Annotated in this window: 16 protein-coding genes; 15 read left to right on the top strand and 1 reads right to left on the bottom strand. The window is 66.7% G+C overall.

The genetic code is table 11. The annotated features are described in order from the left end of the window. Positions 1-8: 8 nt before the first annotated feature. The 15 genes from D6C00_RS03375 (at position 9) to dauA (ending at position 13,960) form a co-directional block, all read left to right on the top strand. Positions 9-941 carry an MlaD family protein gene (locus D6C00_RS03375; RefSeq protein WP_125180311.1) on the top strand — a complete coding sequence of 311 codons (933 nt, stop codon included), beginning with the start codon at positions 9-11 and terminating at the stop codon, positions 939-941. Further along, a complete protein-coding gene (locus D6C00_RS03370; RefSeq protein WP_125180310.1) occupies positions 938-1,567 on the top strand; it encodes an ABC-type transport auxiliary lipoprotein family protein in 630 nt (209 codons plus the stop codon). Before D6C00_RS03375 ends, D6C00_RS03370 begins: the two co-directional genes overlap by 4 nt. Continuing rightward, positions 1,560-2,288 (top strand): tRNA (cytosine(32)/uridine(32)-2'-O)-methyltransferase TrmJ, encoded by a 729-nt coding sequence (trmJ, locus tag D6C00_RS03365; protein ID WP_125180309.1) that lies wholly within the window; start codon positions 1,560-1,562, stop codon positions 2,286-2,288. Before D6C00_RS03370 ends, trmJ begins: the two co-directional genes overlap by 8 nt. 77 nt (positions 2,289-2,365) lie before the next feature. Further along, positions 2,366-3,181 carry a serine O-acetyltransferase gene (cysE, locus tag D6C00_RS03360; RefSeq protein WP_125180308.1) on the top strand — a complete coding sequence of 272 codons (816 nt, stop codon included), beginning with the start codon at positions 2,366-2,368 and terminating at the stop codon, positions 3,179-3,181. 66 nt (positions 3,182-3,247) lie between these two features. Continuing rightward, on the top strand, positions 3,248-3,739 hold the full coding sequence (locus D6C00_RS03355) for a Fe-S cluster assembly transcription factor (RefSeq protein ID WP_125180307.1): 492 nt from the start codon (positions 3,248-3,250) through the stop codon (positions 3,737-3,739). A gap of 95 nt (positions 3,740-3,834) precedes the next feature. Further along, positions 3,835-4,035 (top strand): Fe-S cluster assembly protein IscX, encoded by a 201-nt coding sequence (gene iscX / locus D6C00_RS03350; RefSeq protein ID WP_125182343.1) that lies wholly within the window; start codon positions 3,835-3,837, stop codon positions 4,033-4,035. A gap of 128 nt (positions 4,036-4,163) precedes the next feature. Further along, positions 4,164-4,595, top strand: coding sequence for a nucleoside-diphosphate kinase (ndk, locus tag D6C00_RS03345; protein ID WP_125180306.1), 432 nt, complete (start codon positions 4,164-4,166; stop codon positions 4,593-4,595). A 51-nt stretch (positions 4,596-4,646) separates the two neighbouring features. Next, complete coding sequence (gene rlmN / locus D6C00_RS03340) at positions 4,647-5,756, top strand: 23S rRNA (adenine(2503)-C(2))-methyltransferase RlmN (protein WP_125180305.1); 1,110 nt, start codon at positions 4,647-4,649, stop codon at positions 5,754-5,756. Positions 5,757-5,776: 20 nt separating this feature from the next. Then, positions 5,777-6,496, top strand: coding sequence for a type IV pilus biogenesis/stability protein PilW (gene pilW / locus D6C00_RS03335; protein WP_158675271.1), 720 nt, complete (start codon positions 5,777-5,779; stop codon positions 6,494-6,496). A gap of 7 nt (positions 6,497-6,503) precedes the next feature. Further along, the gene (locus D6C00_RS03330) at positions 6,504-7,493 is read left to right on the top strand and encodes a helix-turn-helix domain-containing protein (RefSeq protein ID WP_125180303.1); all 990 of its coding nucleotides are present in this window, start codon (positions 6,504-6,506) and stop codon (positions 7,491-7,493) included. 39 nt (positions 7,494-7,532) lie between these two features. Next, entirely contained in the window at positions 7,533-8,813 is a 1,281-nt protein-coding gene (hisS, locus tag D6C00_RS03325; RefSeq protein ID WP_125180302.1) for a histidine--tRNA ligase, read from the top strand. A 10-nt stretch (positions 8,814-8,823) separates the two neighbouring features. Further along, positions 8,824-9,480, top strand: a complete 657-nt coding sequence (locus tag D6C00_RS03320; RefSeq protein ID WP_125180301.1) for a YfgM family protein — start codon at positions 8,824-8,826, stop codon at positions 9,478-9,480. Beyond that, entirely contained in the window at positions 9,480-10,628 is a 1,149-nt protein-coding gene (gene bamB, locus D6C00_RS03315; RefSeq protein WP_125180300.1) for an outer membrane protein assembly factor BamB, read from the top strand. The genes D6C00_RS03320 and bamB overlap by 1 nt, the downstream gene beginning before the upstream one ends. A 133-nt stretch (positions 10,629-10,761) precedes the next feature. Further along, complete coding sequence (der, locus tag D6C00_RS03310) at positions 10,762-12,180, top strand: ribosome biogenesis GTPase Der (protein WP_125180299.1); 1,419 nt, start codon at positions 10,762-10,764, stop codon at positions 12,178-12,180. A gap of 55 nt (positions 12,181-12,235) precedes the next feature. Further along, on the top strand, positions 12,236-13,960 hold the full coding sequence (dauA, locus tag D6C00_RS03305; protein ID WP_241546782.1) for a C4-dicarboxylic acid transporter DauA: 1,725 nt from the start codon (positions 12,236-12,238) through the stop codon (positions 13,958-13,960). Between the two features lie 161 nt (positions 13,961-14,121). On the opposite strand, the gene D6C00_RS03300 is transcribed toward dauA, so the two are convergent. Continuing rightward, positions 14,122-14,751, bottom strand: coding sequence for a hypothetical protein (locus D6C00_RS03300; RefSeq protein ID WP_125180297.1), 630 nt, complete (start codon positions 14,749-14,751; stop codon positions 14,122-14,124). Positions 14,752-14,755 lie beyond the last annotated feature (4 nt).

The following is a 14,755-nucleotide window of genomic DNA, read 5'->3' as shown; positions in this document are numbered from 1 at the left end:
ACACCGGGATGGAGACACGGGTACAGTATGTTCTGGTGGGGCTGTTCGTCATCGTACTCAGTGCGGCGGGCGTCGGCCTGAGCCTGTGGCTGGCCTTCGGCGATATCACCACCGATTACCGCACCTACCGGATTCACATGACCGAATCCGTCTCCGGCCTGTACCGGGATGCGCCGGTGCGTTATCACGGCGTGGAGGTCGGCAAGGTGCGTGAACTGGAACTGGATCCCACCGATCCGGAACGGGTGATCGTCACCGTGGACATCGCAAGTGACACCCCGGTGCGGGTCGACACCCTCGCCACCCTCAAGGTGCAGGGCCTGACCGGCATCGCCTCGGTGGAGCTGACCGGCGGCAAGGTCTCCTCGCCGTTGCTCACCGCCGGGCCGGGCCAGGAATATCCGGTCATCGACACCGGCCCGTCGCTGTTCTCGCGCCTGGACAACACCCTGTCGGAAATGGCCGACAATCTCAACCGCGTGGCCAAGGATCTGCATGAACTGCTCGGTGCCGACAACCGCCAGGCCTTCAGTACGACCCTGGACAACCTGGCCGCCCTGAGCGAGACCCTGGCCGCCCAGCGCGATACCCTGGCGCAGGGCAGTCGGGACGCGGCGCGCTTCTTCGGCGCGGCGGCCGAGGCCGGCGAGGCGCTGCCGCCGCTGGTCGAACAACTGCAGGCCGGCACCCGTTCGCTGGAAATCATGGCGGAGGATTTCACCGCCACCAGCCAGGCGCTGCGCCGCCAGGTCGAGACCGGCGGCCAGGGCCTGGACCAGGTCACCGACCGGCTGCTGCCCCGGGTCCAGCGTCTGCTGGAGGACATGCACGGCCTGTCGGGCGACATGCGCCGTCTGATCGGTAATCTGGAACAGGACCCGGGCCGGCTGCTCCACGGCGAGCCCGAGCGGCCGCCCGGGCCGGGGGAGGACAGGCAATGAGACCGCAGCGCAACACCCGGATCGGCCTGGCGGCTGTGCTGGTCCTGCTGCTGGCGGGCTGTTCCGTCCTGCCCGAGCCCCGCCCGCCTGTCGCCTACGATCACTACACGCTTGCGGTGGCGCCGGCCGGTCAGGCCGCGGCGGTGGAGCGCGTGCCGCTGACCCTGCTGCTGCCGCCGCCGCGCATCCGCGCTGAACTGGCCGGTACGCGGATGGCCTATCGTCAGGCGCCGGGCCGGCTGGAATTCTTCGCCCGCAGCCGCTGGGCCGATGCGCCGCAGCGCCTGCTGCACGACCTGCTGCTGGAGCGCTTCACCCGGGAAGGCCCGTATGCCTACGTGGTGCGCGAGGCCACACCGGCCAGCGCCGATCACCGCCTGGAGATCGAGGTGCTGGAGTTCGTCCAGGACTTCACCGTCACACCCAGCCGGTTCCGGGTGCGACTGCGCTGGCAGTTGCTGGACCTGGGCAACCGCCGGGTGCGGCTGCAGGAACTGATCGAGGCCGAGGTGCCGGCACCGGCCGATTCCCCGCAGGGCGGCGCCGCCGCCGCCGGTACGGCGGTCAATGAACTGTTCGAGCGCATCCACCGGCGCCTGAGCCGGGAGCTGCGGTCCGATGCTTGAGCGCATCCGCATCGTGCTGGTCAATACCTCGCATCCGGGCAACATCGGTGCGGCGGCGCGGGCCATGAAGACCATGGGACTGAATGACCTGTGTCTGGTCGACCCGGCCGCCTTCCCCGATCCCGAGGCCAGCGCGCGTGCCTCGGGCGCCGAGGACCTGCTGACCGGCGCCCGGGTGGTCGGGACCCTCACCGAGGCAGTGGCCGATGCCGTCTGGGTGGTCGGGACCAGCGCCCGTCTGCGGGCCATCCGCTGGCCGCTGCTGGAGCCGCGCGCCTGTGCCGCCCGGGCGCTGACCGAGGCCGGGCAGGGGCCGGTGGCAGTGGTGTTCGGCCGTGAGCGCAGCGGCCTGACCAACGAGGAGCTGGATCTGTGCCACGCCCTGGTCAGTATCCCCGCCAACCCCGATTATGCCTCGCTGAATCTCGCCCAGGCGGTGCAGATCCTGAGCTACGAGCTGCGTACCCGCTGGCTGGGGGAGGGTGCGCTGGCGCAGCAGTCGCCCGAGCATCCACCGGCCACGGCGCAGGAGATGGAAGGCCTGTATGCTCATCTGGAACAGACGCTGTACGAGCTGGAATTCATCAACCCGGAACAGCCGGGACAGATGATGCGGCGGTTGCGGCGGCTGTTCACGCGCGCCCGGCCGGATAAGAACGAGGTCAACATCCTGCGCGGCATTCTCAGCGCGGCGCAGGCCAAGGCAGGTACGGGCGCCTGAGCTGTCAGCGGGCGGCTGTCGCGCCACGCCCGCCAAAGGTACAATGCCGGTTATACCGACACGGACTGGACCCGATCATGTCCCTTGAACAGCTGCGCGAGGACATCCACTGCGTATTCGACCGCGACCCGGCCGCGCGCAATGTCTTCGAGATCCTGACCACCTACCCGGGTGTGCATGCCGTGCTCATGCACCGCCTGAATCATGCCCTGTGGAAGCGGGGCATGAAGTGGTTCGCGCGCTGGCTGTCGGGGCTGACCCGCTGGTTCACCGGCATCGAGATCCATCCGGCCGCGGCGATCGGCCGGCGCTTTTTCATCGACCACGGCATGGGCGTGGTGATCGGCGAGACCGCCGAGATCGGCGACGACTGCACCCTCTATCACGGGGTGACCCTGGGCGGGACCAGCTGGGACCGGGGCAAGCGTCATCCGACCCTTGGCAACAACGTGGTCATCGGCGCCGGGGCCAAGGTGCTGGGGCCGATCCGCATCGGCAACGGCGTGCGCATCGGCTCCAACTCGGTGGTGCTCAAGGACATCCACGACCTGGCCACGGTGGTGGGCGTGCCGGGCCGGGTGGTGGAACAGCGCACCGCGCCCAGCGAGAGCCAGGCCGCCATTGCCAGGAAGATGGGCTTCGATGCCTACGGCCTGACCAAGGACATGCCCGATCCGGTGGCCTCGGCGATCAATGCCATGCTCGAGCATGTGCATGTGATGGACCAGCGGCTGGAGGAGGTCTGCAACGGCCTCAAGAGCCTGGGGGCCGAAATGGGCGATCTGCAGCTGCCCGAACTGGGCTCGTGCGAGATCAAGACCGCTTCACCGGTGCAGGAACTCGAACCGGGCAGTCCCGAGGACGAGGACACGGAGACCCGGGGTAATACTTGATTAAAATAGTAGGGTATGGGATAGTGTAGAGATGACCCTTATCCATGTATCAGAGGGGCCGATCCTATGAAATTGACGACCAAAGGGCGCTATGCCGTGACCGCCATGCTGGACCTGGCGCTGCATGCCGGTCATGGCCCGGTCAAACTCGCCGAGATCTCCGAACGCCAGGGGATCTCCCTGTCCTATCTGGAGCAGCTGTTCACCCGGCTGCGGCGGGAGAAGCTGGTGGTCAGCACCCGGGGGCCCGGTGGCGGCTATTCGCTCAGCCGCGGCTCCGATGACATCCCGGTCTCGGCCGTTATCATGGCGGTGGACGAGAATGTCGACACCACCCGCTGCGGCGGCCTGGCCAACTGCCACAACGACCAGCGCTGCCTGACCCATGAGCTGTGGATGGAGCTGAGCAGCCAGATCCGCACCTTCCTCGACCAGATCACCCTGGGTGAGTTGATGCGCAACGGTGGTGTACTGGAAGTGGCTGAGCGCCAGGAGCGCGAGGCCCGGCAGCGCCATACCGGTGACGTCCCCGTGAACTTCGACCCCGTCCGCGCCTGAGCCCCGGCAACGGGGTGGATGCCCGGCGCGGGCTTGTTTGTTCCCTGAAATCCTTGTATACCCCAACCAGCTGGCCGGGAAAAGGAATCATGGACATGGGGCTGAAGTGGACGGACTCGCTGGCGATCGCGGCCGCGCTGAACCTGGCGCATCCGGAGGCCGATCCCAAGTACGTGAACTTTGTCGAGCTGCGCCAGTGGATCCTGGAACTGGACGAATTCGACGACGATCCGCGCCGCGGTGGGGAAAAGGCCCTGGAGGCGATCCAGCTGGCCTGGATCGAAGAGTCGGTCTGAATCACATTGCCCGTCCCGCGGGGATTTGGGTAAACTGTATCCCTTTTCCGGCATAAACCCGCGTGACCACGCGGGTTTATGTTATATTATCCAGTCAAAATCAACCTGTTATTCGGAGAATTCGGTCAATGGCGGTGGAACGCACCCTTTCGATCATCAAGCCCGACGCCGTGGCCGGAAACCTGATCGGCCGGATCTACAGCCGTTTCGAGGACGGGGGGCTGCGGATCGTGGCGGCCAGGATGATGCACCTGTCCCGGGAACAGGCCGGGGCCTTTTATGCAGTCCACAGGGAGCGTCCCTTTTATAATGAGCTGGTTGATTTCATGACCTCCGGCCCGGTCATGGTCCAGGTGCTGGAAGGCGAGGACGCCATCAACCGTAACCGCGAGATCATGGGTGCGACCAATCCGAAGGACGCCGCCCCCGGCACCATCCGCGCCGATTTCGCCGAGACCGTTGACGAGAATGCCGTGCACGGCTCCGACGGTCCGGATACGGCAAAGACCGAAATCGAGTTTTTCTTCAAATCCGACGAGCTGTGCCCGCGCACACGTTGAGGGAGTGAAATCCGCTGGCGGCGTCTGTGGCGCCTGCCGCGGGATACCGGCATGTCCGACCCGAGCACAACCAATCTGCTGGACCTGGACCGCAAGGGTCTGGAAGCCTTCTTCGCCGGGATGGGTGAGAAGGGCTTTCGCGCCCAGCAGGTGATGAAGTGGATCTACCAGCTCAATGTCGACGACTTCGCCGGCATGTCCAATCTGAGCAAGGCCCTGCGCGAGCGCCTGCACGACGAGGCCCGGGTGGAACTGCCGCGGGTGGTCATGGACCGGCTCTCGAGCGACGGCTCGCGCAAGCTGCTGCTGGAACTGGCCGACGGCAACTGCATCGAGACGGTGTTCATCCCGGAAAAGGAGCGGGGCACCCTGTGCGTCTCCTCCCAGGTCGGCTGCATGCTCAACTGCAGCTTCTGCTCCACCGCCCAGCAGGGGTTCAACCGCAATCTCACCACGGCCGAGATCATCGGCCAGGTGCTGCTGGCCAGCCGCGCCCTGGGCGGTGACGTTCAGCACCGGCGCGCCATCACCAATGTCGTGATGATGGGCATGGGCGAGCCGCTGCTCAATTTCGACGCGGTGGTGCGCGCCATGCAGATCATGCGCGACGACCTGGCCTTCGGTCTGTCCAAGCGCCGTATCACGCTCAGCACCTCCGGCATTGTCCCCGAACTGGATCGACTCAGGGCCGAATGCGACGTCAGCCTGGCGGTCTCGCTGCACGCGACCAACGACGAGTTGCGCAACGAGCTGGTGCCGATCAACAGGAAATACCCCATCGCCGAACTGATGGAGGCCTGCCGACGCTACGTGGCCGACGAGCCGCGGCGGCGGGTGACCTTCGAATACGTCATGCTGGCCGGCGTGAACGACTCCGATGCCCATGCCCGTGAACTGCTGCGGCTACTGCGCCGGGTGCCGGCCAAGGTCAACCTGATTCCGTTCAATCCGTTTCCAGACACCACCTATACGAGCAGCGACCCGCAGCGCATCCTGGAGTTCCAGAACATCCTGATCAACGGTGGCATCGTCACTGTCACCCGCAAGACCCGCGGCGATGACATCGCCGCCGCCTGCGGTCAGCTGGCCGGCGAATTCCAGGACCGCACCCGGCGCCGGGCCGGGCGTATCGTGCCGCTTGTGCAGGGGGTTCAGGGGTGAGGGCAAGGCTGATAACTCTGTTGTTGACCGCCGCGCTCACCGCTGCCTGCGGTTCAGCCAATGTCCGCGATGAAGAGGCCCGCAGTGCGGCCCAGTACAATGTCGAGCTGGGACTGCAGTACATGCAGGAAGGCATGAACCAGGTGGCCATGGAGAAATTCAGGAAGGCCCTGCGCCAGGATCCCTCACTGGCCGCGGCGCACAACGCCATTGCCGTGCTGTATGAGTCGCTGGGCGAGATCGATCAGGCCGACCACCATTTCCAGCGCGCGGTGCGCCTGGACAGTAAGGATTCGCGCGCGCACAACAACTACGGCGCCTTTCTGTGCCGTCAGGACCGCTGGGAGGACGCCGAGCCGCATTTCGTGGCTGCGGCCTCGGACCCGCTCTACGAGACACCGGAAATGGTCTACACCAATGCCGGCATCTGCGCCCAGCGCGCCGGCGACCTGGACAAGGCGGAAATCTACCTGCGCAAGGCACTGGAGGCAGCCCCCGAGTATCCCGTTGCCCTGCGCCGCATGGCGCAGGTGAGCATGGAACAGGGCAATTACCTCAAGGTGCGGGCCTATCTGCAGCGCTATCAGGCGGTGGCCCGGCATACGCCGCAGACGCTCATGCTCGGCATCCGGGCCGAGGAGCAGCTCGGAGACAGGAACGCCGTGTCCAGCTACCGGTTGTTGCTGAAGAACAACTTCCCCGATTCGCCCGAGGCCAGGGAGCTGTCTGGACAGCCCTGACATTGCCATGACCGAGACGCCGGAATCCACAGAGTCGGAACCGACTGCCACGACCGCCGATACCGCGGGGGTGGGCGCGCGTCTGCGCGAGGTGCGCGAGCACAAGGGGATCAGCCCGGCCGAGGTCGCCGCCCAGCTGCATCTCAACGAACAGACCATAGTCGCGCTGGAGCAGGATGATCGCAGCCGCCTGCCGGCACCCATCTATGTACGCGGCTATGTGCGCGCCTATGCCCGGCTGCTGGGGTTGGACGAGGAAGAGTTGCTGGCCCGGTACCAGCCGGCCGAGTCTCCCGAACTGCGCACGGTGGGGATGCCGCCGCAGGCGCAGCCTGCGCTGAGAAGCGCCCGTATGCCCTGGCGGCTGCTGGGCACGCTGGTGTTGCTGGTCGCGCTCGCGGGTCTGGCCGTCTTCGTACTCCCGGGGTTGTGGGAGCGGTTCACTACCGCCGGTGACCCGGAAGCCTCGACGGCCGGCGAGGTGTCGGATCTCGAACCGCTGCCGGTGCCGTCCGGTTCCCCCCGGAGCGAAGCCGGGGATTCGCGGGTCCGCCTGCCGGCGCTGACCGCACCGTCTGATCCGCGGCCGGCACCCGGGACTCCGGGCCGGCCCGAGTCCATGCCGGAGCCGCCGCCGGTACCGGAGCCACCGCCCGCGTCGGAGTCGCCGCCCGTGGCGGAGTCACCGCCTGCGGCCTCGGCGCCGGTTGCACCCGCCCGGCCCGAAGTGCCGCCGGCGCCGGCCGAAGCCGGGCCGCAGCAGCTGCAACTGCGGCTGCAGCTGAGCCAGGACAGCTGGATATCCATCCGCAACGCCGCTGGCGAGCGCCTGCTGGTGGGCCTGTACCAGGCCGGCAGCGAGCACCGGATCAGCGGCCGACCGCCGTTGCAGGTGGTGCTGGGCAATGCCGCCGGGGTGGAGCTGACCGTGGACGGCGAGCCTTATTCCCTGTCCGGCTATGACCCGGGCAGTGTGGCCCGTTTCACGCTCGAATAACCGGATGCGCCCGGCGCATCCCTTCTGATCCGATACACAATGGCAAAGAGTTCGAATATTCAGGCCGTGCGGGGGATGAACGACATCCTGCCGCAGCAGACCCCCACCTGGCAGCATGTGGAGGCGGTGGCACGCGCCACCCTCCAGGATTACGGCTACCAGGAAATCCGGATGCCGATCCTGGAGAAGACCGAGCTGTTCAAGCGTTCCATCGGCGAGGTGACCGACATCGTCGAGAAGGAGATGTACACCTTCGAGGATCGTAACGGCGACAGCCTGACCCTGCGTCCGGAGGGCACGGCCGGCTGCGTGCGCGCCTGCATGGAGCAGGGGCTGCTCTACAACCAGGTCCAGCGGCTGTGGTACGCCGGTCCCATGTTCCGTCACGAACGGCCACAGAAGGGGCGTTATCGCCAGTTTCACCAGATCGGCGTCGAGGCCTTCGGCATGGAAGGCCCGGATGTGGATGCCGAGCAGATCTTCATGACCGCACGTCTGTGGCGGGCGCTGGGCCTGGCTGAGGTCCGGCTGGAGGTCAATTCGCTGGGCAGCCAGGAGGCGCGGGCCGCCTACAAGGCCATCCTGGTGGAATACCTGGAAGCCCACCATGACCAGCTCGACGAGGACAGCCGGCGCCGTCTGCACAGCAACCCGCTGCGTATCCTGGACAGCAAGAACCCGGACATGCAGGCGCTGATCGAGGCCGCCCCGCAACTGGCCGATCACCTGGACACCGAGTCCCGTGATCACTTCCAGACCCTGTGTGGCTACCTGGATGCCGCCGGGCTGGAGTACCGTATCAACCCGCGCCTGGTACGCGGGCTGGACTACTACAGCCGCAGTGTGTTCGAGTGGGTCACCGACCGGCTGGGCGCGCAGGGCACGGTCTGCGCCGGCGGGCGCTACGACGGCCTGGTCGGCTGGCTCGGCGGCAGGCCGACCCCGGCGGTGGGCTTCGCCCTGGGCATGGAACGCCTGATCGCCCTGCTGGAGACGCTGGAGGCGGTGCCGCCGCCGCCCACCCCGCACGTCTACCTGGTGGTGGCGGGCGAGGCGGCGCTCACCCAGGGACCGGTGCTGGCCGAGCGCCTGCGCGACGCGGTGCCGGGACTGCGGCTACAGATGAACTGCGGTGGCGGCAGCTTCAAGAGCCAGTTCAAGAAGGCGGACAAGTGTCAGGCCGCCTACGCCCTGATCCTGGGCGAGGAGGAGGCCGCGCGCGGCGAGTACGGACTCAAGCCCCTGCGCGAGACAGGCGAACAACGGGTACTGCCCGAGCCGGAGCTCGTCAACTATCTAACAGAAATCGTCAACCAGTGAGGGCTGCAGCATGGCCGAGAGTTTCAAAACCGACGACGAACAGGCGGAAGCGATCAAGAAATGGCTGCGCGAGAATGGCAGTGCCCTGCTCACCGGTATCATGCTGGGCCTGGCCGCCCTGTTCGGCGGCAAGGCCTGGCTGCAGTACCAGGAACAGCAGTCCATGGCCGCTTCCAATCTCTATGCCCAGCTGAGCAATGCGGTCTCCCAGGGGGAGTCAGCCGTCGCCACCTCGGTTCACGAGAACCTGCTCAATGAATACGCGGGCAGCAGCTATGCCGTGCTGGCTGCCCTGCAGATCGCCCGGCTGCAGCTCGACGAGGACAATCCCGAGGCGGCGCAGGCCCAGCTGGAGTGGGCCTACGAGCGCGCCGGTGACGGGCCGCTGAAGCACACGGCGCGGGTGCGCCTGCTGCGGCTGTTGATTGCCCGGGACGAACTCGACCGGGCCCGCGCCCTGCTCGACGAGGTGAGCGAACGCGGCAGCTATGCCGTGGTCTATCTCGAACTGGAAGGCGATCTGGCCATGGCGCACGCGGACTATGCAACGGCCCGCACGGCCTATGAAGCCGCGCTGGCGGCCTATCCGGGGGATCTGCCCGGCCGGTCGCTGCTCGAAGCCAAGCGTGACGATGCCGCGCGCGTCGGTGGGGAGGGCGCAGCCTGATGCGTGTTCTGCTGCCCCTGCTGTTGCTTGCTCTGGCACTGCCCGGCTGCGCCTGGCTGCGCGGCGGTGACAATACCGAGCCGCCCACTGAATTGCAGGACATCGAGGCCGGGATCGAACTGCAGCGTCAGTGGTCGCGTGACATCGGTGCCGGCTCCGGCGGGAAGTTTCTGCGCCTGCAGCCGGTGGTCGACGGTGGCCGCATCTTCGCCGTCGACCACAAGGGCCGGGTGATGGCACTCGAGGCCGGGACCGGCGAGCCGGTGTGGGAACGCGATACCGATCTGCCGATCAGCGGCGGCGTCGGGACCGGCGATGGCCTGATCCTGGTCGGCAGCATCGAGGGTGAGGTGCTGGCCCTGGACTGGCGTGACGGCAGCGAGGTCTGGCGCGCCCGCGTCTCCGGCGAGGTACTGGCCCCGCCCCAGGCCGCGCGCGGGGTGGCAGTGGTGCAGTCGGTCGACGGTGACGTCACCGGCCTGGACTCGGCCACCGGCGAGCGACTCTGGGTATTCGATCGTACCGTGCCTGCGCTCAGCCTGCGTGGCACCTCAACCCCCGCCCTGGTGGAAGGCTTCGCCATCATCGGCCAGGACAGCGGCAAGCTGGCCGCGGTGGAGCTGGAGCGCGGCCTGCCGGTGTGGGAGACCGCCATCAGCCGTCCGGCCGGACGCTCGGAACTGGAACGCATGGTCGATATCGACTCGCCGCCGCGCATTCAGGGCAATGCCGTCTACACCGTGACCTACCAGGGGCATGTGGCTGCCGTGGAGGGGAACAGCGGCAACAAGTTCTGGGACCGGGAGATGTCGTCGGCCGTCGGTCTGGGCGTGGATTTCCGCCATGTCTATGTCACCGACCAGGACAGTCGGGTCTGGGCCCTGGACCGGCGCAACGGCTCGGCCATCTGGCAGAACGAGCGTCTGCTGCACCGCCAGCTGACCACGCCCGTGGCGCTGGATGATCATGTCCTGGTGGCCGACCTGGAGGGCTATCTGCATGCCCTGTCGCGGTTCGACGGCGCCATCGTGGGCCGTACCCGGGTGACCGGCGATCCGGTTCTGTCCATCCCGGTGGTGGACGGTGATACGGTCTATATCTATGCCAGCGACGGCACCCTCGCGGCATACAAGATAAGCGGGCTCTAGATGCTGGCACCGCAGGTCGGGTCAGCATAGCGTGACCCGACCCGACATGGCCCGGTGTCGGATTGCGCCCCCGGGCTTACTCCGGCCTGCCGACTGCAGCTTTTTTCTCGAACCCTGGAACCCTGAATCAGCCATGCTCCCCGTCATCGCACTGGTCGGACGCCCCAATGTCGGCAAATCGACCCTGTTCAACCGGCTCACCCGCAGCCGGGATGCCCTGGTGGCGGACCTGCCGGGCCTGACGCGCGACCGCAAGTACGGCGAGGGCAAGCTGGGCGAACGGCCCTACCTGGTCATCGACACCGGCGGCCTGAGCGGCGAGGCGGCCGGTATCGATGTCCTGATGGCGCAGCAGTCCTGGCAGGCGGTGGAGGAGGCCGATGCGGTCATCTTTCTGGTCGAGGCCCACAGTGGCGTGACGCCGACCGACCAGCAGATCGCCGAGCGTCTGCGCCGCACCCATAAGCCGGTGTACCTGGCCGTGAACAAGGTCGATGGGGCCGATCCCGACACCGCGGTGGCCGAATTCTATGCCCTGGGCCTGGGCCAGGCCTTTCCCCTCTCGGCCGTGCACGGCCACGGCGTGCACGACCTGATCGACCCGGTGCTCGAGGCCCTGCCGGAACCGGCGGAGGAAACACCGGACAAGGCCGCCGACGACAGCATCCGCATCGCCCTGGTGGGACGGCCCAACGTGGGCAAGTCCACCCTGCTCAACCGCATCCTGGGCGAGGAACGGGTGGTCGCCTTCGACCAGCCGGGCACCACCCGCGACAGCATCCTGGTGCCCTTCGAACGCGACGGCCAGCCCTATACCCTGATCGACACCGCCGGGGTGCGCCGGCGCAGCCGCATCGATGCCGTGGTCGAGAAGTTCAGCGTCATCAAGGCGCTCAAGGCGATGGAGGCTGCGCACGTGGTGATCCTGGTGCTGGATGCCCACGACGGCATCACCGATCAGGACGCCACCCTGGCGGGACTTGCCGCCGACTCGGGCCGGGCGCTGGTCATCGCCATCAACAAGTGGGATGGCCTGGAGACGGATATGCGCGACCGCATCAGGAGCGAGGTCGACCGCCGCCTGCCGTTCGTGAACTTCGCCGAGTTCCACTATATCTCCGCGCTGCACGGCACCAATGTGGGCCACCTGTTCGAGGCCGTGCAGCGCTGTTATCAGTCGGCCACGGCGAAGTTCTCCACCCCGGAACTGACCCGGATGCTGGAGGTGGCCGTGCACACCCATCAGCCACCGCTGGTCCGCGGCCGGCGCATCAAGTTGCGTTATGCCCACCAGGGCGGCCACAACCCGCCGCTGATCGTGATCCATGGCAACCAGACCCAGTCCATCCCGGATGCTTACAAGCGTTATCTGGTAAACTTCTTTCGCACCCGGCTGCAACTGGTTGGCACCCCGATCCGGCTGGAATTCCGCACCGGCGAGAACCCGTACAAGGACAAGCGCAACAAGCTCACGCCGCGCCAGCAGCACAAGCGCAAGCGGCTGATGAAGAAGGTCAAGTCAAGCGCGGCGAGGAAGAAACGCAGGCCGTAGTTGTGCGTGACGACCACATCCATCGCTCCACTTCACTTCATATCCAGGCAGCATGATGTTCGAGTACTGGAACCGGAACGCCCTCATCGCATCCCTCCGGGGCTACCGCCTCGCCGATCTGCGCGCCGATCTCATGGCCGGCGTGACCGTCGGTATCGTCGCCGTCCCGCTGGCCATGGCGCTGGCCATCGCCAGCGGTGTGCCGCCCCAGTACGGCCTCTATACCGCCATCATAGCCGGGCTGATCATCGCGCTCAGCGGCGGCTCGCGCTTCAGCATCTCCGGGCCCACTGCTGCCTTTGTCGTCATCCTGCTCCCCATCACCCATGAGTACGGTCTGGGCGGGCTGCTGCTCACCACGGTCATGGCGGGCGTGATTCTGATTATCATGGGCGTGGCCCGCATGGGGCGGCTGATCCAGTACATCCCCTATCCGGTCACCATCGGCTTCACCGCCGGTATCGCCGTGGTCATCGCCGGGCTGCAGATCAAGGATTTTCTCGGCCTCACCACCGGCGAGCTGCCCCAGCACTTCCTGGAGAAGCTGGCCATGCTGCTGCAGGCCCTGCCCAGCGCGCGCTGGCCGGACCTGGTCATCGGGCTGATCACCCTGTCGGTGCTGCTGCTGTGGACCCGGCTCAAGACCCGCATCCCCGGTCACCTGGTCGCGCTGCTGACCGGAGCGCTGGCCGCCTGGGTGCTGGGATGGTTCCTGCCCGATTTCTCGGTCGCGACCATCAACTCCCAGTTCAGCTACATGCTCGATGGCGTGACCCGCCAGGGCATCCCGCAGGCCCCGCCGCTGCCGCTGCTGCCCTGGGCGCTGCCGGGTGGCGACGGCAATCCGATCGGGATCTCCTGGCAACTGATCCGCGAACTCCTGCCCGCGGCCTTCACCGTGGCCATGCTCGGGGCCATCGAATCCCTGCTCTGCGCCGTGGTGGCCGACGGCCTGACCGGCGCCCGTCACCAGCCGGATACCGAACTCATCGGCCAGGGCCTGGGCAACCTGATCGGGCCCTTCTTCGGCGCCATCCCGGCCACCGCCGCCATCGCTCGTACCGCCACCAACATCCGCGCCGGCGCGCGCAGCCCGGTGGCCGCCATCGTGCATGCCCTGGTGATCCTGGTCGTGGTGATCAGCCTCGCCGGCCTGCTGGGCCAGTTGCCCATGGCCGCGCTGGCCGCGCTGCTGCTGGTGGTGGCCTGGAACATGAGCGAGGCCCGGCATTTCGTGAACATCGTGAAGGTGGCGCCGCGCTGCGACGTGGTGGTGCTGCTGGCCTGCTTCGGCCTGACCGTGGTGTTCGACATGGTCATTGCCGTGGCCGCCGGCCTGGTGCTGGCCGCGATCCTGTTCATCCGCCGCATCTCGGTCCTGACCGGCACCGAGTTGATGGACACCAGCGCCCACCAGCACCTGGGCGAGCTGCCGCCGCACGTGGCCGTCTACGACATCAACGGCGCGCTCTTCTTCGGCGCCGCCGAGAAGGCCATGAGTGCCCTGCGCAGCACCAGCCGCGATGTGCGCATCGTGATCCTGGACATGAGCGACGTGCCCATGATCGACATGACCGGCATCGTGGCGCTGGAATCCCTGCTGGAGAACCTGCACCAGCGCGGCATCGCCGTCATCATCGCCAACCTCAAGCCGCGCATGCAGGACAAGCTGCTCCGTGCCGGCATCCGGGAGCAGGCCGGCCGGCTCGAATTCGCCGGGGGTCTGGACGAGGCACGCGAACGGGCATTATCGCTACCGGCTCAGACAGCGACAATGTGACTGTTCTTTAAAAGGGTTTCGGAATCCGGACCAGCTGTTCGCGCGGCCGCGGTTAAAAAGGGGTCGGTGACAAATGATAATGATTGCGTTTTGTCACCGACCCCTTTTCCGGTTCCTTTTCCGTTATGGCGGGCCGCGGCGGCCCGCCTTCACCTTGGGGTTCAGGGCGCGACGATGCGCAGCTGCCCGGTGCGGATGCACTCCATCAGATTGTCGCGGTCAGTGATGTTGAGCATGGAGACGGGCTTGTCCTTGATGGCCATGCAGATTTCGTTGCGGACTTCATGGCCGCGTCGGGACTCAAGCACCTGGTGTTTGGAGACCAGGCGCATGCGCAATTCGCTGGGTTTGCGACCGGGCAGGAGCGACTTCTTCGCCCAGGTATCCAGGATGGCCGCGTCGTTCTCGTAGGTCAGGTTCCAGTCGTGGTCCGGGTTGCCCATGCGCTTGTCCGGTTTACCCCACTGCTTGATCCATGTGTCGCGCTCGGCGTCAGGATCGACCTGGTCGTTGAGGAAATGCGCGACCTCGACCGAGATCACCTCGCCGCCGGGATTGAGCTTGAGGCCGACATAATGCATGCCATTGCGGTCTTTTTTCTCGAAGCTGGTTTTCTTGACCTGGGTATAGCCGCGGTTGTCGAGGGCGGCGCCGGCCTCGCGGGTGCTCATGCCCAGGCGTACGCCCTCGATGTCCAGTCCGACCAGGTCCACTTCGGTTGCCTGGCCCGGGGATACTGCCAGCAGGCAGGTACCGAGCAGCCAGGCATACCGTTGCCAGAGTCGCTTCATTGTC

It is taken from the genome of Thiohalobacter thiocyanaticus, assembly GCF_003932505.1.
GTDB classification, from domain to species: domain Bacteria; phylum Pseudomonadota; class Gammaproteobacteria; order Thiohalobacterales; family Thiohalobacteraceae; genus Thiohalobacter; species Thiohalobacter thiocyanaticus.
The sequence above is the reverse complement of the archived record's forward strand: the minus strand, read 5'-3'. Positions and strand labels throughout refer to the sequence as shown.